This window comes from Pseudomonas sp. DF5 (genome assembly GCF_058148225.1).
In genome coordinates, this window is record NZ_JBYVYM010000002.1 from 333401 (window position 1) to 353182 (window position 19782).

20 protein-coding genes are annotated in these 19782 nt (G+C 60.3%); 7 read left to right on the forward strand and 13 right to left on the reverse strand.

From position 1 onward, the window contains the following. Nucleotides 1–53: 53 nt before the first annotated feature. From astA to AC30D7_RS03400, 7 genes are all read right to left on the reverse strand, one after another. Nucleotides 54–1088: an arginine N-succinyltransferase gene (gene astA, locus AC30D7_RS03370; RefSeq protein ID WP_490133033.1), complete on the reverse strand. Its 1035-nt coding sequence runs from the start codon at nucleotides 1086–1088 to the stop codon at nucleotides 54–56. Nucleotides 1089–1149: 61 nt separating this feature from the next. Continuing rightward, complete coding sequence (locus AC30D7_RS03375) at nucleotides 1150–2166, reverse strand: arginine N-succinyltransferase (protein ID WP_490133034.1); 1017 nt, start codon at nucleotides 2164–2166, stop codon at nucleotides 1150–1152. 119 nt (nucleotides 2167–2285) lie between these two features. Continuing rightward, a complete protein-coding gene (locus tag AC30D7_RS03380; protein ID WP_490133035.1) occupies nucleotides 2286–3635 on the reverse strand; it encodes an APC family permease in 1350 nt (449 codons plus the stop codon). Between the two features lie 55 nt (nucleotides 3636–3690). Then, on the reverse strand, nucleotides 3691–4443 hold the full coding sequence (locus AC30D7_RS03385) for an N-formylglutamate amidohydrolase (protein ID WP_490133036.1): 753 nt from the start codon (nucleotides 4441–4443) through the stop codon (nucleotides 3691–3693). Further along, on the reverse strand, nucleotides 4427–5758 hold the full coding sequence (locus AC30D7_RS03390) for a glutamine synthetase family protein (protein WP_490133037.1): 1332 nt from the start codon (nucleotides 5756–5758) through the stop codon (nucleotides 4427–4429). Before AC30D7_RS03390 ends, AC30D7_RS03385 begins: the two co-directional genes overlap by 17 nt. Further along, nucleotides 5755–6399: a cysteine hydrolase family protein gene (locus AC30D7_RS03395; RefSeq protein WP_490133038.1), complete on the reverse strand. Its 645-nt coding sequence runs from the start codon at nucleotides 6397–6399 to the stop codon at nucleotides 5755–5757. Before AC30D7_RS03395 ends, AC30D7_RS03390 begins: the two co-directional genes overlap by 4 nt. 2 nt (nucleotides 6400–6401) lie before the next feature. Further along, nucleotides 6402–7256, reverse strand: a complete 855-nt coding sequence (locus tag AC30D7_RS03400) for a MurR/RpiR family transcriptional regulator (RefSeq protein WP_490133039.1) — start codon at nucleotides 7254–7256, stop codon at nucleotides 6402–6404. Nucleotides 7257–7591: 335 nt separating this feature from the next. Here AC30D7_RS03400 and AC30D7_RS03405 point away from each other — a divergent pair, with 335 nt between their 5' ends. Together AC30D7_RS03405 and cobF are read left to right on the forward strand one after the other, a co-directional pair. Then, the gene (locus AC30D7_RS03405) at nucleotides 7592–8164 is read left to right on the forward strand and encodes a histidine phosphatase family protein (protein ID WP_490133040.1); all 573 of its coding nucleotides are present in this window, start codon (nucleotides 7592–7594) and stop codon (nucleotides 8162–8164) included. Beyond that, on the forward strand, nucleotides 8164–8919 hold the full coding sequence (gene cobF / locus AC30D7_RS03410; protein WP_490133041.1) for a precorrin-6A synthase (deacetylating): 756 nt from the start codon (nucleotides 8164–8166) through the stop codon (nucleotides 8917–8919). Before AC30D7_RS03405 ends, cobF begins: the two co-directional genes overlap by 1 nt. Nucleotides 8920–8937: 18 nt before the next feature. On the opposite strand, the gene AC30D7_RS03415 is transcribed toward cobF, so the two are convergent. Then, on the reverse strand, nucleotides 8938–10161 hold the full coding sequence (locus AC30D7_RS03415; protein WP_490133042.1) for a DUF3422 domain-containing protein: 1224 nt from the start codon (nucleotides 10159–10161) through the stop codon (nucleotides 8938–8940). A 259-nt stretch (nucleotides 10162–10420) separates the two neighbouring features. On the opposite strand from AC30D7_RS03415, the gene AC30D7_RS03420 reads away from it, so the two are divergent. The 3 genes from AC30D7_RS03420 (at nucleotide 10421) to AC30D7_RS03430 (ending at nucleotide 12459) form a co-directional block, all read left to right on the forward strand. After that, nucleotides 10421–11308, forward strand: coding sequence for a universal stress protein (locus AC30D7_RS03420; RefSeq protein WP_204125377.1), 888 nt, complete (start codon nucleotides 10421–10423; stop codon nucleotides 11306–11308). A gap of 65 nt (nucleotides 11309–11373) precedes the next feature. Continuing rightward, on the forward strand, nucleotides 11374–12054 hold the full coding sequence (locus AC30D7_RS03425) for a phosphoribosyltransferase (RefSeq protein WP_490133043.1): 681 nt from the start codon (nucleotides 11374–11376) through the stop codon (nucleotides 12052–12054). Nucleotides 12055–12129: 75 nt separating this feature from the next. After that, complete coding sequence (locus AC30D7_RS03430) at nucleotides 12130–12459, forward strand: hypothetical protein (protein WP_490133044.1); 330 nt, start codon at nucleotides 12130–12132, stop codon at nucleotides 12457–12459. Between the two features lie 120 nt (nucleotides 12460–12579). On the opposite strand, the gene AC30D7_RS03435 is transcribed toward AC30D7_RS03430, so the two are convergent. Then, entirely contained in the window at nucleotides 12580–13260 is a 681-nt protein-coding gene (locus tag AC30D7_RS03435) for a glutathione S-transferase family protein (protein WP_490133045.1), read from the reverse strand. Nucleotides 13261–13546: 286 nt separating this feature from the next. On the opposite strand from AC30D7_RS03435, the gene AC30D7_RS03440 reads away from it, so the two are divergent. Beyond that, nucleotides 13547–14467: an alpha/beta fold hydrolase gene (locus tag AC30D7_RS03440; protein ID WP_490133046.1), complete on the forward strand. Its 921-nt coding sequence runs from the start codon at nucleotides 13547–13549 to the stop codon at nucleotides 14465–14467. Here the strand turns inward: AC30D7_RS03440 and AC30D7_RS03445 are convergent. From AC30D7_RS03445 to AC30D7_RS03460, 4 genes are read right to left on the reverse strand one after another with little or no spacing between them, the layout of a single operon-like run. Next, entirely contained in the window at nucleotides 14444–14908 is a 465-nt protein-coding gene (locus AC30D7_RS03445) for a response regulator (protein ID WP_018928998.1), read from the reverse strand. The two genes, AC30D7_RS03440 and AC30D7_RS03445, sit on opposite strands and share 24 nt — an antisense overlap. Beyond that, a complete protein-coding gene (locus AC30D7_RS03450) occupies nucleotides 14905–17232 on the reverse strand; it encodes an ATP-binding protein (protein WP_490133047.1) in 2328 nt (775 codons plus the stop codon). The genes AC30D7_RS03445 and AC30D7_RS03450 overlap by 4 nt, the downstream gene beginning before the upstream one ends. Then, nucleotides 17229–17879: a response regulator gene (locus AC30D7_RS03455; RefSeq protein ID WP_490133048.1), complete on the reverse strand. Its 651-nt coding sequence runs from the start codon at nucleotides 17877–17879 to the stop codon at nucleotides 17229–17231. The genes AC30D7_RS03450 and AC30D7_RS03455 overlap by 4 nt, the downstream gene beginning before the upstream one ends. After that, entirely contained in the window at nucleotides 17876–19060 is a 1185-nt protein-coding gene (locus AC30D7_RS03460; protein WP_490133049.1) for a sensor histidine kinase, read from the reverse strand. The genes AC30D7_RS03455 and AC30D7_RS03460 overlap by 4 nt, the downstream gene beginning before the upstream one ends. A 172-nt stretch (nucleotides 19061–19232) precedes the next feature. Here AC30D7_RS03460 and AC30D7_RS03465 point away from each other — a divergent pair, with 172 nt between their 5' ends. Further along, nucleotides 19233–19751, forward strand: coding sequence for an SgcJ/EcaC family oxidoreductase (locus AC30D7_RS03465; protein WP_490133050.1), 519 nt, complete (start codon nucleotides 19233–19235; stop codon nucleotides 19749–19751). Nucleotides 19752–19782 lie beyond the last annotated feature (31 nt).

Genomic DNA, 19782 nt, shown 5'->3' on the forward strand with positions numbered 1-19782 from the left:
CTACGTCAGAACGCGGCCCGAGGCCGAACGCAGGCTTCGCCAGCGGCTACAGCTCACGCCGCCACCGCTTGCTGCTGTCGGTTGCGCAGCGGCACGGCGCGCACCGAGTTGCCGGGTTGCAGTTGCAGGCGTTTGGCGGTGAGGCGGTCGATCACCAGACTGTTGCCTACCATTCGCGCCTGGGCGGTGGTGATGCGGCAGTTTTCCAGGCGACGGTTGTGGATCAGCCACATCGGGGCCTGATCGTCGGGCGTGCCGATGGTCAGGACCAGTGATTGGCTGTCGCGCACCGCGCGGATTCTCGACACTGGGGCTTCGATCACCGGGCCTGCGTCGAAGATGTCGATGTAACCCTTATGGGCAAAGCCCTCGGCGGTGAGGATCTTCAGCGCAGGTTCGGTGTTTGGGTGGGGCTTGCCGATCACCGCTTGGGCCTGTTCGGTAAGCAGGCAGGTGTAGAGCGGCTGACGCGGCATCAGCTCTGCGATGAATGATTTATTGCCCAGCCCCGACAAGTGATCGGCGTGGCTGAAATCCATCTTGAAAAAGTGTCGGCCCAGGCTGTCCCAGAACGGTGAGCAGCCTTGCTCGTCAGCACTGCCGCGCAGTTCGGCTATGAGCTTGTCGCCGAACAGGTGGGGAAACTCGGCAACGAACAGCAGACGCCCCAATGACAGCAATCGACCATTACTGCCATGGCGTTGGTCGTGCCGCAGAAACAGCGAGCAGATTTCCGATTGCCCGGTCATTTCGTTGTTGAGGAACAACGTGGGAATCTGGCGCTGAATGCCCAGGTCCGGCGATGAACTGACCGTGAGCCCGACCCGGTAGTTGTACCAGGGCTCCCGCAGGCCGACTGCCCCGACCAGGGCACTGACGCCGACTACTTGCTGATCATCGTCTTCGAGCACAAACAGGTAGTCGGCATCCGCGCGCTCGACCTGTTCGGCGAAGGTGCGCTGGGCCCAGCGCACCCTGTGGGCCAGGCGATCCTCGTTGGCCGGCAGGGAGGTGAACCCGGGGCCGGCCCGTTGTACCAAATCCAGCAAAGCGGGCAGGTCGGTCATTTGAACCGGGCGCAAAATCATGATGCAGCTCCTTCTTCGCGCCTGCTCGGGCGCTGTCGTTGGGCTCGGGGCCGGTTGCCGCTCACAGGGCGATCAGCCGGATCGCACTGGCGTCGGTCACGTTCAAGGCCGCGCACATTTCGGCGCTCAAGGCGATAGGTTGCCCGGCGCTGTAGTCCAGCTCGGCGACGATGGCGCGGTAGCCCTTCAAAGAATCGTTGCTCACCAGGTAACTGCCGCGGGCGTCGATGGGCGAGCCCGTTTGCACCGTGCCGGACTGGCTTTGGGCGATGGAACGAATGCTTGAGGTGCGGGCGTACAGTGTTGGCCCGCCGTCGAACAGGTCGATGTAGCTGTTGGTCTCGAAGCCTTCGCGCTCCAAAATGTCGAAGGCCTCCTGGCCATCTGGGTGGATCCGGCCGATGCAATCCTGTGCAGCCTGCGGCAGCATCGGCACGTAGATCGGGTATTGCGGCATCAATTCGGCGAGGAATGTCCGGCTCTGCAGGCCGCAAAGCCGCTCGGCCTCGACGTAAGGCAGATCGAAGAAATGCTTGCCCAGTGCATCCCAGAACGGCGATCGCCCCTGTTCGTCGCTGTAACCGACGATCTCGGTGACTACCGCTTCGGCAAAGCGTGCCTTGTGCGCAGCGATGAACAGCAACCGCGCCCGGGACAGCAACTCGGAAAACGGTGTGCGCTCCAGCGCCGAGTCGATATGGAAACCGCGCAGTAAAGTGTGACCGCTCAGGTCTTGGCACAACGACAGCGCCGGTACTCCATGCTCGATGTTCAGTTCCCGCGAGGCGCTGGTGAAATGGCGGTTGCGCAAGCTGTAGAACGGCTCGCCGAACCCTGCGGTAGCGAGGATTTCCGAGCAGCCGACCAGGCGCCGGGTCGTCAGATTTTCCAACACGAAGAAATAGTTTTCCGGCCCCTGACCTTCGACGTCTTTTTCGAACGAAGCGCAGGAATCGAGAATTTTTTCGCGCAGGCGTTCAGTGTCATCCGGCAAGGACGTGACCCCCACCAGACTGTCACGCGCCAGTTGCTGCAACTGGGGCAGGTCGGCTAACTCGACTGGACGTAAGACCAGCATGGACATACTCCTGTATCAAAGGGTTCGGCGGGTTGCACCGAACCTGACTATCACTGTCGGTTTCCACGCGTTAAATCGGCTGTCGCCTGAATTCGTGTCAGACGCTGCTCTTTTTCTTGTCAGCCATTGCTTGGGTCGGGCAATGCCGTGCTGGCACCCAGTTTGTTGAGGAAGAACAGATAAACCAGGCCCAGGGCAATCCAGATCAGGCCGAGTTTCTGTGCATCGACGCCCATGTTGTACATGATGGCCGCGACGATGATGAAGCCTATGACCGGGCAGATCAGGTGACGGATAACCTGGCCGGATTGCTGCCGGCGCCAGTAGTAATTGATCACGGTCAGGTGCAGCAGCATGAAGCCGCTCAGGGCGCCGAAGTTCACCAGGGAGGTGAGGGTGTCCACCGAGTTGATGAACAGGTAGCAGATCACCAGCGACAACACTGCCACCAGATAAATGCTCAAGTACGGCGTGTTGTGTTTCGGGTGCACCTTGGCCAGCACTTTTGGCAGTTTGCCGTCCCGGGCCATGCCGAACAGCAGTCGTGAAACCGCCGCTTGTGAGGTAATGGCGACCGCCACACCCCAGGCCAGCGCGGTGGCCACGGCGGTGAGGGTGGCCAGCCAGCTGCCAGCGGCGATTTCGGCGATTTCATAGAACGCGGTATCGGCGGACTTGAAGCCCAGGCCGGCAGCCAGGTCAGTGGCAATCCAGGTCTGCACGACAAAGATCACTCCCATGACCACCAGGGTAATCAACGCTGCTTTGCCGACGCTGCGGCCCGGATCACCCTTGATCTCTTCGGCGAGGGTCGAAATGGCATCGAAACCGAGGAACGACAGCACCGCGATCGACACCGCTTGCATCAGCAGGGCGAAGTTGAAGGTCTCGGGGTTGTACAGCGGCGCCAGGGTCAGCTGACCGTTACCGCCGCCACTGTGCAAGGCATTCCAGGCGTAGAACAGGAAGATCCCCAGCACCACCAGTTGCGCCAGCAGGAAGATGATGTTCATCCGCGCGGTGAAGGTGATGCCCCGCAGATTGACGAAGGTGGCGCTGACCAGAAAGGCCAGGATGAAGCCGACTTTCGGGATGTCCGGGTACAAGTGATTCAGTGCCATCGCCGCATACACATAGAGCAGCGGTGGAATCAGCAAGTAATCGAGCAGCATCAGCCAGCCGGCGATAAACCCGACATGCGGGTTGAGGCCGCGTTGTGCGTAGGAATACACCGAGCCTGCCACCGGAAAGGCCCGGGCCATGCTGCCGTAACTGAGGGCGGTGAACAGCATCGCCACCATGCCGATGATGTAGGCCAGCGGCACCATGCCCGGTGCTTCGGCGTTGACGTAGCCATAAACGCCGAATGGTGCGATGGGGATCATGAAGATCATCCCGTACACCACCAGGTCTGTCAGTGACAGGCTACGTTTCAACTCTTGCTTGTAGCCGAATTCTTCAATGTCCATGAAGCCGTTCTCCTTGATATGAAAGCAGCTGCACGCTGCGAGTTTGAAGCTGTTGCTATAGCAGCGGTGCCAGATAGTCGACCCAGCGACCAACGTCCTCGGGGGTGCGCAGCAAATCGTTGCGGACCTCGATCAGCACCGAGTCCAGCCCGCGTGCGTCGCCGTGAACCGGTACGGTCATGTCACCCAGCGGATCGACTTTGTACGGCTGATTACCGGCGACTTTCAATGGATGCCGGCTCAGCCCGTCGATCACTCGCTGGGCGTACTCCCTGGCCTGCCCGTACAGCACGCCGACTTCCAGCGATCGTGGCTGTCCGTAATATATCGGCGTGAAACTGTGAATCCCCACCACTCGAACCGGCCGATTTTGCTCCACACGGGCGTCGATCAAGGTTTGCAGGCGTGCATGAAACGGTTTGAACAGGCACTGCCGGCGGTATTCCCGGGTGGCCTCGTCCAGATCCCGATTGCCCGGCACCTGATAAATCTCGCTCTGCAACGGAATGCTGTCCGGCGCGTGGCGCGGGCGGTTGAGGTCGATCAATAGCCGCGAATAATTGGCCGCCAACAGGGTCACGCCCAAGGCTTCGGCCAAACTTTCGGCCAGCGCCAGGGCGCCGATGTCCCAGGCGATATGTTCGCGGGCGGCCTCGTGGCTCAGGCCCAGGTCATTCAAACCGTCCGGAATAAAACGACTGGCGTGTTCACACACCAGAATCAGCGGGTGCTCGGAAGCTTCCCGGCTCAGGGTGTACGCAGGCTGGGTGTAGAGGCCCAGTTCGGCGGACTCAGTACAGGCGCGCATAGTGCTCACAGCGATCGGCGGGCGAGAGCTGTTCCGTCAGCGTCAGTTCCTCGGTTTTAAGGGCGAAGTAGGTGTCCAGCAAGGCGCTCGGCAGGGCTTCGATCAGCGCCTCGCTGTTGCGCAGGCAATCCAGTGCCCGGGACAGCGACGCGGGCAGGGCGACGATGCCCCGGGCCTGGCGTTGCTCCTCGTTCAGGGAGTCAGGGATTTCATCGGTGATCGCGTTCAGCACCAGGCGCTGCTCGATACCCAGCCGTCCGGCGATCAGTAATGCAGCCATGGCCAGGTGCGGGGACGCGGTGGCGTCCATGGCGCGAAATTCCAGGTTGTACTGCATCGCCACGGATTTGCCGCCCAGGCTGACGGTCGGGCAAATCCGCAGCGCCGCTTCGCGGTTGCGTTGGCCGAGGCAGGCGTAGGAAGCACTCCAGTGATGAGGCTGCAAGCGTTCGTAGGACACTGGCGTCGGCGCGGTGAAGGCGCACAGCGCAGGCAAGTAATGCAGAACACCGGCGGCCCAATGCCGGCCGAGGGTCGACAGGCCGTTGCTGGTGTCGGCGTCATACATCACCGGTTGACCGGCCAGGTCCTGCAGGCTCACGTGTAAGTGCACGCCATTGCACACGGCATGCTCGGATGTCTTGGGGGCGAAACTTACATCAAGGCCCATTTGCCGGGCGATCTCACGGGTGATCTCGCGCACGTTCACCGCGCGGTCGGCAGCGGCGACACCAAGGGCCGGGCGACAGGTGATCTCATATTGGTGCTTGCCGTATTCCGGCAGGAACATTTCCGGCTCCACACCGCCGGCACGCAGTGCACTGAGCAGCCAACCGCCGAACCCGGCGCCCTGGCGCTGGGCTTCCAGGGAGAACGCCAAGTGCTCCGCCGCGCCGCTGTCGAGATTGAATTCATGTTCGAATGCGGCGTTGATCTGCAACCCTAACTCGTCGCGATAGCGCTCCACTTCATTGCGCAACAGCGTGCGCGGGCAGGCGCCCCAAGGACGACCATCGGTTTCGCGAATGTCGCCGTGAATGAAGTCCAGCGCCGGGGCAGTGGCATCCGGGCCGTTGTTGACGGTCACCCGGCTGCTCAAGTCGGGAATCAGCCGTAAATCCCCATAAGCGCCCCAAGGGTTGCTGGAGGCGATGATGTCTTGCGGGGTCAGGGCGCTGTTGGCCGGTACCCAGCCGCAACCGGCTACTTGATAGGCATCGAGCTCATCGGTGGGGAAGGACCGGCCGCGCGTCACGCCGATCAGGTCGGTGGTGACAATGGTGGTCATGGGGAGTGGTGACAGGCGTTCGCTCATGGCTGCATCTCCTGCAACCGGCCGAGCACGGTCTGGGTGTCGGTGATCCAGCAGTAGCCCTTGATGGCGTTCAGGCAGGCGTGATGCCGTTGTTCGGTGTAGGTGGCGCAGGCATCTTCGACCAGCGTTACCAGGTAGCCGCGGTCGGCGGCATCGCGCACGGCCATGTCGACGCATTGGTCGGTGACGATGCCGGCGATGATCAGGTGGCGGGTTTCAAGGTTACGCAGCACGTAGTCGATGTTGGTGGAGTTGAACACCCCGGAAGAGGTCTTGGGCAGCACGATTTCGTTTTCGGTCGGCGTCAGCTCATCGATGATCCGTGCTTGCGGGCTGCCCTTGGGCAGGTGCATATCCGAGAGTTTGTGGTCCAGCGAACGGTCGCGGCCATCGGCGGTGAGGCTTTCGATGAGCGTGTGCAACACGTTTTGCCGGGCGCTGCGAAACCCATTGAGCAACTTGCGCTGATTGGGCACCACCTGCGTGCGGGCGCGGGTCAGGAAGTAGTCGGCATCCGGCTCGTTGAGGTGCGGATCGAACTGCGGTTCGAGCCAGGCACGTTGCATGTCCACCAGCAACAGCGCGGTGTGGTCGGCGGCAAACGGCAAGTCCCGGGGCGAATGGTGGGGGAGCATGAACATCCTTATTTATCCTCCAGCAGGTGAGTGTCGAAGTCGGCTCGCAGGGCATCGATGCCTTCCAGGCGATCGGCCAGATCGGGGCTGCGCAGGGTCAGGCAGGCAATCAGTGCTTCAACCTGGGCCAGCGCCGGCACTATCGAGTCGAAGGCCGACGCCGATTCCACCGGTGCGCTGATGATCAGGTCGGCTATTTCCCGCAGCGGTGATGCGTAGATGTCGGTGAACAGCACGACGCGCGCATGTCGGCTCTTAGCGGCATTGGCGACCCGCAGGGCTTGGGACTGATAGCGGCGATAGTCGAACACCAGCAATACGTCCTGACGCTGCACGTCAAACAACCGGTCCGGTAACTGGGCGTTGTCTTCCAGGGCGAAACAGCCGGGCCGCAACAGGCGCAGGTGATTGAGCAAATAGTTGGCTAGGAAACTGCTGAAGCGACCGCCAAAGCAGTGGACCTGATGGCGGGTGTCGAGCAGCCACTCCACCAGAATCCGCACATCTTCAGGCTGGGTCAGCGCCTGGGTTTCTACCAGTGCCCGATGACTGTCTGCCAGATAATGGCTCCAGGGGTCATCTTTTTTGAGTTGGGCGCGGGGCTGCAACAGGGTGCTGGGGGAGCGCAGGCGGTGATCCATGTCACTGAGCAAGGCTTCCTGAAAATCGGCGTAACCGCTGAAACCCAGTTTTTTTACCAGCCGCACGATGGTCGGATCGCTGACACCGGCATGTTCAGCCAGACGTGACATCGGGCCCAGTCCGTTACGCGGGTACTGGTCCAGCAAGGCACGGATGACTTTGCGTTCCGACGGCGTGAAGTCCAGGCCGGGATCGGTGATCAGGTCTCTGAGAGGGGGCATCCGGGCTCCTGCTGGATGGGTGTGTCGGTTTCATTTCATAAATCGCTAAAATAGTATTTATGTAACGTGCGCTACATGTCTAGTGAATTTTTGCGTGGATTTTCAAAGCACTAAAATGGGGCGAAACCCCCGTGTAGTTGGGGTTACGTGGATGTCGACGGGTCTTGTAGGACATCGCCCATAGGGAAGTGAGATATCGACACTTCTCAGGGATAAAATGGGCACTTCGAGCTCAACCGTAGCAGCTGCTACGAGGAAGGCGCTCAGAGTGCGTTACTTGCGGCACAATGCGCGGCATCGTGCCATCTTTTATCCCATCGACAGAGAGAACCTTCGTGCAGGCAACCCGCTTGACCCTGATTTGTCATGCTCGAACCGTCGCACAGAAACTGGCGCGTTTTCCTACGAATGAACCCGTGGAAATGGATTGGCAATCGGCGAAGGGCTCGCGCTGTCGTCTGTTCAAGCGAGCCCCCCGTTTACTCTGCGGCCCTGAACTGCGGACCCGGCAAACCGCTGAGCTGTTTGGCGACAACGTGGAGATTGTCACGGCACTGGGGGATTGCGATTTCGGACGCTGGCAAGGCACGTCGATCGACGACTTGCAAACATCCGAACCCGAGACGCTCCAGGCCTGGCTCAGCGACCCGACGTCGGCGCCCCACGGGGGAGAATCGGTGGCGCAGCTCGGCGAGCGGGTAGCCGCGTGGTTGAAGACCCTTGAGGCGACACCGGAGCATATCGTTGCCATCACCCATCCGTTTGTCATTCGCGCCGCGCTGATGCAGGTGTTGCAGGGCACCGGGTTCAACCAGATCGATGTCGAACCGTTGTCGGCCGTCGAGTTGCGGTTCAACGGTCGCTGGCGGTTACGCTTGACGGGCATGGACCCTGAAGGAGTGCTGTGATGAAAAAACTTCTGGTTATCGGTGTCGGCGCGGGCAATCCCGACTACATCACGATGCAGGCGGTGAAAGCGCTGAACCGGGTCGACGTGTTTTTCCTCATGGACAAAGGCCAGAGCAAAGACAAACTGATCGACCTGCGCCGCGAGCTCTGCGAGCGCTACATCACCGATCACGACTACCGCTTCGTTGAAGCCCACAGCCCGGAGCGTGAGCGCGGGGATGTGGATTACAACGCCATCGTCGAAGACCTGAACCGTGCCAAGCAGCAGACGTTCGAGCGGTTGATCAATGAGGAAATGACCGACGATCAGTGCGCCGGTTTTCTGGTGTGGGGCGATCCGGCGTTGTATGACAGCACCATTCGCATTCTGCAGGCGATTCTGGCGTCCGGTCGTTGTCTGTTCGAATTCGAGGTGATCCCCGGCATCACCAGCGTGCAGGCGTTGGCGGCGCAACATAAAGTGCCGCTGAACAGCATCGGTCGCTCAGTTGAAATCACCACCGGTCGACGGCTGGCGGCCGGCCAAGTAAGCGATGCCGACAGCCTAGTGGTGATGCTGGATGCGCAAGATGCCTACCATCACGTGGCTGATCAGGAGACAGAGATTTATTGGGGCGCTTATCTGGGGACGCCGGATGAAATCCTGATCAGCGGCAAGCTCAAAGACGTGGCCGATGAAATTGAGCGGGTGCGCAAGGCGGCGCGGTTGGCCAACGGGTGGATCATGGATACCTACCTGTTGCGCAAGCCTTGAACGCCGCCAACCGATTGATCAGTGTTCTTTGGCCTTTCTGATCCTGATCAAAATAAACAGCAGGATGCACAGTGCGAGCGGGGTCATGGCCAGCATGGCGTCCCGCGCGGAAATGTCCGCGCCCAGGGTGTGCAGGCCTGAGTAGAACAGCTTGAACAGGCTCAGCAAATAATAGGTGATGGCGATAATCGACAAGCCTTCGACCGCGCGCTGGATTTTGATTTGGGTATCGGCGCGGGCGTTCAGGCTTTTCAGGATTTCCGAATTCTGTTCTTCCATCTCAACCTGTACCCGGGCCTGCAGCAGATCCCCGAGGTTGGCCACACTCTTGGCCAGTTGCTCCAGGCGTTGTTCGGTGACGTCACAGTACCTGACGGTGGGTTTGAATCGCCTTTCGATGAAGATCCCCAGTCGCTGGCAATCGCCCACGTGAGTTTCCCTGAGTTCGCCCAAACGCTCGAAAACCAGCTGGGCATACGCTTGGGTGGCGCTGAAGCGGTGTCGGGTTTTCGCGGTGCTGCTGACCACTTGCGCTGACAGACTGGCGATATCAGTCAACAACGCTTTCGCATTGCCGGTATCGGGGCCGGCGTTACGTTCCGAAAGGTTGACCAATGTCTTATCGAAGACGTTGAGCTGAGCGCTCAAGGTTTTCGCGGTGGTAAGGGAAAGCGACGCCATCATGCGGTAGGTTTCGATTTCCAGCAGGCGGCGGATCATCCGGCCTTGGCGATAGGCATTCAGGCGCTTGTTGACGAACAGGAAACGGTTGGTGCCGTCCTCGCTCAGGCGAAAATCGCTCCAGACCGTCGCATCGCCACCGCCTATGCATGAGCCGCAAGGGTCTTTGAATCCATAAGCCGACAGATCGCCGGAAAACGACGCATCGTTGCGCACCACAATCTGCACGGCGTTGATCACGTGCTGCATGAAGGGTTCGACGCGGTCCATCAAGGTCTTGGGGGGCTGGCTCCAGTCAGGCTCCTGACTGGAAGAAGGCACCACCAGTGTCAGCGTCAGGAACTCCGCGTGCCGCTCCCACTTCAAGGCATGCCCCTCCAGCCGGGTGATGCCCTGTGCCGCATCCGGGTCGACGGGGCCGGGGCAGCAACGACTCAGCAGGGTGTCGCATTGCCCGTCATTAGCCAGAAACGCCAGATGAAACACGTGGGCGGGTTCGTCGAAATACAGCGAAGGGCGCGCGTGCAACTCATTGTGCAGGGTCAGTCTTTGCGGGTGCATGCTGTCGAGGCCATGTTGGAGTTGTTTGTTCTTGGGACTGGGTGACCGATTCTTGAGTCACAAACAAACCCGAGCCATCGACCATCCGGTGGGCATTTCCACAACACCGTTGTGAACTATTCTTTCCCAAGTGGGCACCTTCAATGACGCCCACAGGGGATTGATATAAATCAAGGCCCAAGAGACTTTAAGGAGGGAGTCTGGGCTGAAGCCGGGTTGCTGACCTGGCGAAAACGCCATCGCTGTCCGGAGTCAGATCATGAGCCAGTATCAACGGTTATTACTGATCATCAACCCGCTCCTGCGCCAGTCTCCCGCGCTCAACCATGCCGCTGCCGTGGCCAAGGCCAGTGGGGCGAGTTTGCATATTGCTGCGCTGATCCCCTCGTTGGACATTCTGTCGTTACTTGAAGAGGGCGACCGGAAAGTGGCTCGGGCGAGCTACCTGCAGGAACACCGCGACTGGCTCAAGGAACAGGCGGAAAAAATGCAGGGCAGGGGAATCGAGGTGACAACCGAGGTCGCCTGGGCCGACAACATGCGCCAGGACATCCTTGATCACGTCACGGAAATGCACCCCGATCTGTTGATCAAGCAAGTCCAGCATGAGCCCGTGCTCAAGCGCGCGTTCTTTACGCCGCTGGACTGGCGTTTGTTGCGCCATTGTCCGGTGCCGGTCTATCTGGTGGGCGCCGAAAGCCATGCCTTGCCGCAGAAGGTGGTGGCCGCGGTTGATGTTGTCGATACCGAGCCTTCGAACAGCGAACTCAATGACCGGATTATCCTGCAGGCGTCTGCCCTTGCGCTGCAATGCAATGCCGAGTTGCATCTGCTGTACGCATGTGACATTCCGGCCGCTTTTCTGGCGGATCTGGGTGGTGGCCTGACGCTATCGGAGCTTACCCGGGAATTGCGCAAGGACCTGGAAACCTCATTCCTCAAGTTGGCCGCCCGGTTCGGCGTGCCCGCTGAATGCCGGCATTTCATCACGGGGCATCCGGTGTCGGCGCTGAGTGAGTTCGCCCACGAACACCAGATAGATGTGATCGTGATGGGCAGAACACAGTACGGCAGCCTGGAGAAACTGCTCGGCAGCACGACCGAACATATTCTGTATCAGGTGCCTTGCAGCATTCTGGCGGTGTAGTCGCAAGCATCCTTGGCGAAATTGACTTGCCCGTTTCGGGGTTCCCGCCCCAGGGAGGTTTTCAGATGAATCACAGTCCTTCATTGCAAACCATCTTGAATGACCGGGTTGATGCCGGCCGAAGCCTGGTGGAACCGTTGCTTAAATACGCTAAAAGAGCCGATGTCATTGTCCTGGCCTTACCCCGTGGCGGCGTGCCGGTCGCCTATGAAGTGGCCACGGCCCTGGAGGTTCGCCTGGACCTGATGCTGGTCCGCAAGCTGGGCGTGCCGTCCCACCAGGAATTCGCCATGGGCGCTATCGCCAGCGGTGGCATTCAAATCGTCAATGACGATGCGCTGCGGGCTAATGGCATCGACCAGCGTACGCTCGACGCTGTGGTGGCGAAGGAAACGCAGGAAATGTTGCGTCGCGAGCAGCTATTCCGGGCATCCCGCGAGCCTTTGGCACTCAAGGATCAGGTGGTAATTCTGATCGACGACGGCCTGGCGACAGGGGCCACGATGATGGCCGCGATACAGGCCGTGCGCCTGCAAGCGCCGTCTCGCATCGTCGTTGCCGTGCCGTTGGCCCCCATGGAAACGGCAGAGGCGCTGCGTGACGAAGTGGACGAGCTGATTTGCCCGCTCACCCCCGATTGGCTGGTATCGATCGGCTATTGGTACACGGACTTCACTCAGACGTCGGATGAAGAGGTCATCGATCTTTTACATCGGGCCTGGGAAAGAGAATCAGCGATGAAATGAGGCAAACTGCTGGCCCCCCGATTTTCGGTTCGTTGTCAAACTTGCTTTCTTTTCAGCAAGTTAGGCATTGGCGATATGCGGACTTTGGTATGGATGACTGCAACGTTTGTCCTGGTGGCTATCTCATTCGGAGCCCAGGCAAAGGAACTGAGCAAGAACTCTCGCTATGTATGCAGCTGGGGCTCGGAAATAGCCGAGGGCGCGCAAGCCTCGAAACTGTCAGGGCTCACGCTTTACGGAGCACGCAAGAAGCTGCAATCGCGCAAGTTTCCCCGACCGTGGATGCGCATGACGGCCATGGGCATCACGGAGCAAACCTATAACAGCCCTTCGCGCCTCAAGCCTGCCGGCATCAGGCAAACGTATTACGAACAATGCATCCGGCATGAGTTGGCGCAACGGTAATCCGCCAGTCGTAAGCGCACCTCCTACGACCCCCATCCCTCCTGCACGGCTTTGCGAATCCCCTCCAGCAACATTGCAAACGCAGGGTTGTCTACAGATCACGTTACGGCCAATGACTGGTCATGCATTATCCGGCGTCTCACGAAACCGTTGTGCAAGGCGATCGGCAAACGGGTAGAGCGAAAACCAGGGCCTGGCTTCGTCGATCACCCGCAGGAATGACGGTCGCTGGATCAACCGGTCGAAATAGGCGCTCAAGTGCTGGTAGTCGTCGGGGAACGGCACCAGTGTGCAGGCATAGAACAGCGCCGGGGCGGCGGCGCAATCGGCCAGGCTGAAGTCCGGGCTGGCCACCCAGATTCTGGACGCCATCCGGCGCTCGAGCATGCTGTACGCCGTCGCAAGCGTGGCCCGTTCCCTGGTCAAATCACCGTTGGTCGCGTGTATCCGATCACTGACAATCTGTTGGACCGGCGTTTGTAGATAATTGTCGAAAAACCGGTCCCATAACCGCACCTCCAGCGAGGTCTCCCAATCATCCGGAACCAGGCGTTGTTCACCTGGATACAGGCGATCCAGGTACTCGATGATGACGCTGGACTCCGGCAGATTACGTTGATGAGCATGATCGCGAAGTACCGGGAATTTTCCGATTGGCCACAATGCCTGAAGCTCTGCACGGTCGGCAGCATCCGTGAGATCGATGATTCTTCTGTCGAACTCGATGCCGTTTTCGTAGAGCGCGATGAGCACTTTGTGGCAGTACGACGCCAGCGGATGGTAGTAAAGCGTCAGCGACATTTTTCAACTCCTTGTTGGGCAGATGAAAAGGGTGGGGCACTCAACAAGCATAGGCTGATGCCAGCGGAGCGTCTGGGCAGCCACTTTCAAGCTTGCGAGCTTGCACATGGAAGAATTCCTGCTTAACTGGAAACCGCTGGTCGGGTTGTGACTCATTGGTCATGGCGTTCATCTCAGCGCCCTTGTACCGTTGTCGCTGGTTTGTGCTGTCAGGCTTGCCCGGAGGAAGCCGGATAGTCGATCTACGCTGTGTGTCTGGTCCAATTTGTTCAAGGAATAGAATGAAATGATGCCGAAAACTGCCATCGTCGAGATTGGTAAAAAGTACAAGGTTTATACCGAGCACTATCTCAACGCCGCTGCTGACAAGACGATCATTCTGGTCAATGGCTCGCTGGCAACGACCGCATCCTTTGCGCAAACGGTGCGTTACCTGCGGCCACGCTTCAATGTGGTCCTCTACGATCAGCCCTACGCCGGTCAATCGAAACAACACAACCGGCATGACCAACCGATCCGCAAGGAAGACGAGGCCGAAATACTGCTGGAGTTGATCGAGCACTTTCGCGCCCAGCATGTGCTGTCCTTTTCCTGGGGTGGCGCGGCAACCTTGGTAGCGCTGGCCCAGCGGCCACGCCGGATCGAAAAGGCGGTGATCAGCTCATTCGCCGCGCGAATCAATACGCCGATGCGCGAGTATCTGGAGAGCGGACGGCACTTTCTTCAGGCCTGTGATCGACGCAATGTCGGGCGTTTGATCAACGGAACGATCGGCAAGCACCTGCCGTCGCTGTTCAAGCGATTCAATGAGCGTCATGTCAGCAGCCTGGACGAACACGAATACCGGCAGATGCATTTTCACGTCAATGAGGTGCTGACCCAGGACACCCACTGCTACGTGTCCTGTGCCGATGCCATCGAAGTCCCGCTGCTGTTTATCAACGGTGAATGGGACGAGTACACCTCGGTGGAAGACGCCCGTCTGTTTGCGGCGCATACCCGCAAGGCGCAGTTTCAGACCATCGAGAACACCGGGCATTTCCTCGACATGGAACACCCCACGGCCTGGCATGACACGCAGCGGGCCTTGCTGGGCTTTCTGCAGCCGCCAGCCGTGAGGACGCCGAGCCAGCCACGCAACCTGGCTTTCAGCGGTAAATCGTCAGTGATTCCGCCCCTGCAATCAGCTAACTGGCTGCGGCCTTAACTGACGCAGCAACTCGATTTGATCCGCAGGGACCAGCGTGCGCAGGGCTTTATACAGTGCGCGGGTCTCTAGCAGGTTCCAGACCCGCAGCATGGTTTCCAGGGCGTCTAATGGCTTGCTGATGAAGTCCTTGGCCCCCAGGGCCAGCGCGCGTAGGCGGGTATCGCGGGTGGCGTCGGCGGTGAGCACGAGGATCGGCAGGTATTCGCCGGCTGGAATGCGCCGGTTGAGCTGTTCGAGCACGGCAAAGCCGTCGAACTCCGGCATGTGCAGGTCGAGAATGACCAGGTCTGGCTCGAAGCTGTTGAACAGGTCCAGGGTTCGCAGCGGCTGGGTGCTGCTCAGTACATTGGTCAGTCCTTCGCGGACCAGCAACTGCTCCATCAAATCGAGGTTGGGTCGCTGGTCGTCGATGATCAGAATGCGCAGGTCGGTGTTCACACGGGCTCCGGTAGGTGCTGGTCAAGATGGGCGAGGAATGAAGGAATATGAATCGGCTTGGTCAGCACCGCGGTCGCTCCTGCTTCCAGCAAGGCCTGGTGAGTGAGGTCGCTGGCATCAGCGGTGATCATCAGCACGGGCGTGGCGCGGGTGCTGGAGGACAGGCGCAAGCGCTGCAGAACGTTGAAACCATCAAGATCCGGAAGCGCTACATCCAGCAAAATCAGCTGCGGTGCATGTTGCCGGGCCAGGTCCAGGCCCATTTGCCCCTGCATGCTTGAGAGCAACTGGATGTGTGGCCGTCGTTGCAGCAGGGTTTCGATCAGGGCCAGGCTCGACAGATTGTCTTCGATGCACAGCACTTTGCCCTGGTAATCGGGGGCGGCGAGGGCGGGCGTTGCGGTTGGCGGGCTGATCAGTGCTGCAGGTGGCTCAGTGGTTGACGGCAATCGCTCGAAGGGCAGTTCCAGGGTGAAACTGGAGCCGTTGCCGGGCTGGCTTTTGACGGTCAGGCTGCCGTTCATCATTTCCAGCAGGCTCTTGCTCAATGCCAGGCCGAGGCCCGTGCCTTCCACGTTCGGGTCGGTCTCCAGGCGCTCGAACGGCTTGAACAGTTGGTCCTGCCGATCAGCTGCAATGCCCTTGCCGGTATCGCAGACCGATACCGCAATTCGTTGTTGATGAACCCTGACCTCAATGTGCACCTGGCCCCGGGGCCGGTTGTATTTGATCGCGTTGGACAACAGGTTCAGCAGCACCTGAACCAGCCGTTGCCGATCGGCGACGATCCCGCTGTCGGCGGCCAGCATCGGCAGTTCCACCAGTCGAATGCCGGCGTCGCAGGCCATGGGCGACACTAGCGTCAGGGCTTCTTGCAGCACCACCGCCAAAGGCACGGCTTCAACGTTGAGTGGCAGGCGCCCGGCCTCGATCTTGGCGATGTCCAGCACTTCGTTGATCAGGGTCAGCAGGTGTTGCCCGGCCCGCAGGATGTGACCGATCTGCGCCCGCTGCCCTTTGGGCGAATCCATATCCAGCAGTTGCGCGAAGCCGAGAATCGAGTTGAGCGGAGTACGCAGTTCGTGGCTCATGCGCGACAGAAACTCGCTTTTGGCGCGGCTGGCGCGTTCTGCTTCTTCCCGCGCAGTACTTAGCGCGATCTCGGCAACACGGCGATCGGTGATGTCGCGGGTGATCTTGGAGAACCCGCGCAGGGCGCCGCTGCTGTCGTACTGCGCGGTAATCACCACGCTGGCCCAGAAGCGGCTGCCATCCTTGCGGCAACGCCAGGCCTCTTCCATGTAATGACCATTGCGTGTGGCCTCGCGCAGTGCCATGTCGGGATGCTGCGGACATTCTTGCGGCAGATAAAACACCGAGAAATGCTGGCCGACGATCTCTTGTTCGGTGTAGCCCTTGATCCGTTCGGCGCCGGCATTCCAACTGGTGACGAAGCCGCGTGTGTCGAGGGCGAAAATACCGTAGTCCTTCACCCCGTCGATGATCAGCCGCAAGCGTTCTTCGTTGTCGCGCAAGGCTCGTTCACGTTCGGCCAGTAACAGCCCGGCCTCGACCAGGCGCGTGCCCAATTGACCGATCTCATCGTTCTCCGGCGGTTGCGGCAGCAACGGCTGACCGAGTGCCAGCCGTTGGGCGTTACCCTGGACCTGCTGCACCCGGGCGACGATGCCTTTGGACAGGAACAGCACCGCGACAATGGCGCCGAACAACCCGCAAACGGCGGCCAACAGCGTGGAGAACAGCAATCGCTGTCGAGTGGAGGCCGCCGCTGCGGTGCGCTCGGCCAGCAGGGTGTCCTCAAGGGTGCGCATGGCGCTGATGCGTTCGCGTAATTCGTCGAGGACATGTTTGTTGTTGATCAGGATCGTGGTGATCGACTCTGGGGTTGCGTTGCGATCATCGAGCAGTTCAACCAGACCTTCGACCTTGGTGTCGATCAGCGGCGTGATCGCCTCCAGATGTTTACGCACCCGCTGATCGCGAACGTTGCGGTCGAGCCGCTGCAGGGCCGATTCGATCAAGGGCTTGGCTTGCCGGTAACCCGGCAGGAAATCCTCGCGATGGGTCAGCAGATAGCCGCGCACGCTGGCGGCGGCCTCGGCGAGCAGGGTGTGCACCGCCTGAATATCGCCTTGCACCAGCAGCACGCGGCGCACGTCCTCTTCCGCGCGCGCGGTCTGTCGTTCGGTGGTGTAGATCAGCACCAGCGAGAGCAACAGAATCACCAACGGCAGGGAAATCACCACGAGGGCTTTGCCGCGTAACGGCAGATCGGCCCAGCGGCGGGCGTTTGACGCTTTCATGACTGGGTCACCAGACCCAGCGCAATGCCACGCACAGCGGCCTGGGTGCGGTCGGCGGCACCGAGTTTGCCGATGACCCGTTCCACGTGGGCTTTGGCCGTGCCGGTGGTGATGCCGAGTTTTTCGCCGATTTCACGGTTGCTCATGCCGCTGGCCACCAGCCCCAACACCTGGCGTTCCCGTGGGGTCAATGTGACGGGCGCGGCGCCGCTGGCGTTGCGCTCGGTCAGGCGGCGCAACAGTTGCGCGCTGACTGAACTGTTGAGGGCTTGCTCGCCGCCGGCGACACGTTGCAACGCGTCAATCACTTCATGACGGCTGGCATCCTTGAGCAGATAGCCCACGGCGCCGGCGTTCATGGCGGCCTCAAGGTGATCGGGACTGTCGTCCATGGTGAACATCATCACTTTCACCGTCGGCAGGCGCTCTTGAAGCAGGCGTGCCGCGCCCAGCCCATTGAGCACTGGCATGCGGATATCGAGGATGACGATGTCGGGCAAAAGACGTTCACATAGATCCAGTGCTTCCTGGCCATTGCACGCCTGGCCGACCACTTCGAATTGTGCCAGGCCGGCGAGCAACGAGACGAAGCCGGTGCGCGTGACTTCATGATCGTCCGCGACCACCAGTCGTATAGCGTCAGTCATTGAGGGATTCCATTCTGGCCCGAGGGGACGGTAGCGCGCAGTTGCGTTCCGCCGTGGGCATGGCTGATGCACGAGAACTCACCGCCCAGCAGGCTCGCGCGTTCCTGCATCGCGGCAAGCCCCAGGTGCCGGGCGCCGCAGGTGTCGAGGGATTGTTCCATGGCAAAACCCTGGCCGTTATCGTCCACTCGCAGCGAGGCTTGTCCTTCGCGCAGTTCCAGTGCCAGCACGACATGGCAGGCCTGCGCATGTTTGAGAATATTGTTGATGCCTTCCTGGGCAATCCTGAACAGGGCGATTTCCACCTGGCTGGGTAGACGTGCTTCGCAACGCGCGTTCCAGCTCACCTTGATCCCGGCCTCGCGCAGGCGATCGGCCTCCTTGTCGACCGCCTTCAGCAAGCCAAAGTCGTCGAGCACCGTAGGACGCAGGCCACGGATCAATTGTCGGCCTTCACCGACGCAATGTTGGGCCAGTTCAAGAATCGTCTGTAAGTCCGCGCCGAGTTCGTCGGGCAGTGACGGGCAGCGACCGGCAAAACCTTGCAGGCGCTGATGCAGCCCGGCGAGGGTTTGTGCCAGGCCGTCGTGCAGGTCGTAGGCCATGCGTTTGCGTTCGTCTTCCTGTGCCCGGAACAGTCGGTGGACCAGATCGGACATGGTGCGCTCGCGGGTCACCAATGCGTCGAGCAAGCGCTGGTTTTCCAGGTGCGCGGCGAGCAGGGTGGCGAGCAATTGCAGGGATTCGAGGTCTTCGGTGTCCGGTGCGCTGATGCTGACACTGTTGGCCAACACCAACGCACCGAAGGCGGCACCATCGCCACCGCGTAAAGGCACCCGCAACACATTGGGCAGATCCGCGCTCGGCTGTTCCTGCCATTGCGGTGCGCACATCGCGGTGTCGGCGAGGTGCTCGAGGCTGTGCAAACGATCACGGCTGCCTTGACTGGCGGTGGTCCGGACCTGCGCATCCATGTCCCATTCCAGCAGTAGCGCATGGTCCATCGCCAGGAAGGCGCAGGCCCGTTGCAGCACCCGTTGGCGCATGGCCTCGGGAGCCAGTTGGGTCAGCTCCTGGCCAGTATCCACCAGCAGCCGCAGCCGCGCGGCGCGACTTTGCGATTGCCGATATTGAGTGCGAATGGCCAGGGCGCTACCGGGGTCATGATCAGGGTTTTGCATGGGGGCAGGTTCCGGCGCGGGCACGCCCGTTCGGGTTGGGGCGTCATTAAACCTTGTTAGCGGGGCAGGGCGCTATCTGCCGAATGGCATAGGCAAATGGCTCCGGTTGGCCGATGGCGGGTCGCGTGCCGGGGGGCACGATGTGCCCATCGACCACCATTGGAGTAGCGCAATGAAATTCAAGACCTCGGCCATCGCCCTGTTTTTCGCCTTGACCGCGCCGCTGGCTCAGGCATTAGAGGCAGTCCCTTACGTTTACAGCAGCGTGGCGCAGCAGCCCACCAACGTTAAGGATCGTGAAATCGCCGCCCTGTTTGATCACTGGAACAGTGCCTTGAAGAGCGGCAACGTCCAGAGCGTGGTCGACCTGTATGCGCCGAACGCGGTGCTGCAACCGACGGTTTCCAATCAGGTGCGCACCACGCCGGCACAGATCAAGGACTACTTCGATCACTTCATGGCGCTCAAGCCGGTAGGGCAGATCAACTTCCGTGAGATCCGCCCATTGGGCGCCAACGTGGCCATGGACAGTGGCGTCTACACCTTTACGTTGACCGAATCCGATGGCAAGACCCGCCAGGTGCAGGCGCGCTACACCTTCGTTTATGAGCAGGTGGGCGGTCAGTGGAAGATTCTCAACCACCACTCTTCGGCGATGCCGCAAATGCAGGTGTTGCACGCGGGGAAATAAACAAGAGGATGTGCAAAACCGACACGGCCCA

Bases quoted from the DNA above. Each gene is read 5' to 3' on its own strand.
- astA (WP_490133033.1), bottom strand. From the start codon at position 1,088: ATGATTTTGCGCCCGGTTCAAATGACCGACCTGCCCGCTTTGCTGGAT.
- AC30D7_RS03375 (WP_490133034.1), bottom strand. From the start codon at position 2,166: ATGCTGGTCTTACGTCCAGTCGAGTTAGCCGACCTGCCCCAGTTGCAG.
- AC30D7_RS03380 (WP_490133035.1), bottom strand. From the start codon at position 3,635: ATGGACATTGAAGAATTCGGCTACAAGCAAGAGTTGAAACGTAGCCTG.
- AC30D7_RS03385 (WP_490133036.1), bottom strand. From the start codon at position 4,443: ATGCGCGCCTGTACTGAGTCCGCCGAACTGGGCCTCTACACCCAGCCT.
- AC30D7_RS03390 (WP_490133037.1), bottom strand. From the start codon at position 5,758: ATGAGCGAACGCCTGTCACCACTCCCCATGACCACCATTGTCACCACC.
- AC30D7_RS03395 (WP_490133038.1), bottom strand. From the start codon at position 6,399: ATGTTCATGCTCCCCCACCATTCGCCCCGGGACTTGCCGTTTGCCGCC.
- AC30D7_RS03400 (WP_490133039.1), bottom strand. From the start codon at position 7,256: ATGCCCCCTCTCAGAGACCTGATCACCGATCCCGGCCTGGACTTCACG.
- cobF (WP_490133041.1), top strand. From the start codon at position 8,164: ATGAAAAAACTTCTGGTTATCGGTGTCGGCGCGGGCAATCCCGACTAC.
- AC30D7_RS03415 (WP_490133042.1), bottom strand. From the start codon at position 10,161: ATGCACCCGCAAAGACTGACCCTGCACAATGAGTTGCACGCGCGCCCT.
- AC30D7_RS03420 (WP_204125377.1), top strand. From the start codon at position 10,421: ATGAGCCAGTATCAACGGTTATTACTGATCATCAACCCGCTCCTGCGC.
- AC30D7_RS03425 (WP_490133043.1), top strand. From the start codon at position 11,374: ATGAATCACAGTCCTTCATTGCAAACCATCTTGAATGACCGGGTTGAT.
- AC30D7_RS03430 (WP_490133044.1), top strand. From the start codon at position 12,130: ATGCGGACTTTGGTATGGATGACTGCAACGTTTGTCCTGGTGGCTATC.
- AC30D7_RS03435 (WP_490133045.1), bottom strand. From the start codon at position 13,260: ATGTCGCTGACGCTTTACTACCATCCGCTGGCGTCGTACTGCCACAAA.
- AC30D7_RS03440 (WP_490133046.1), top strand. From the start codon at position 13,547: ATGATGCCGAAAACTGCCATCGTCGAGATTGGTAAAAAGTACAAGGTT.
- AC30D7_RS03450 (WP_490133047.1), bottom strand. From the start codon at position 17,232: ATGAAAGCGTCAAACGCCCGCCGCTGGGCCGATCTGCCGTTACGCGGC.
- AC30D7_RS03455 (WP_490133048.1), bottom strand. From the start codon at position 17,879: ATGACTGACGCTATACGACTGGTGGTCGCGGACGATCATGAAGTCACG.
- AC30D7_RS03460 (WP_490133049.1), bottom strand. From the start codon at position 19,060: ATGCAAAACCCTGATCATGACCCCGGTAGCGCCCTGGCCATTCGCACT.
- AC30D7_RS03465 (WP_490133050.1), top strand. From the start codon at position 19,233: ATGAAATTCAAGACCTCGGCCATCGCCCTGTTTTTCGCCTTGACCGCG.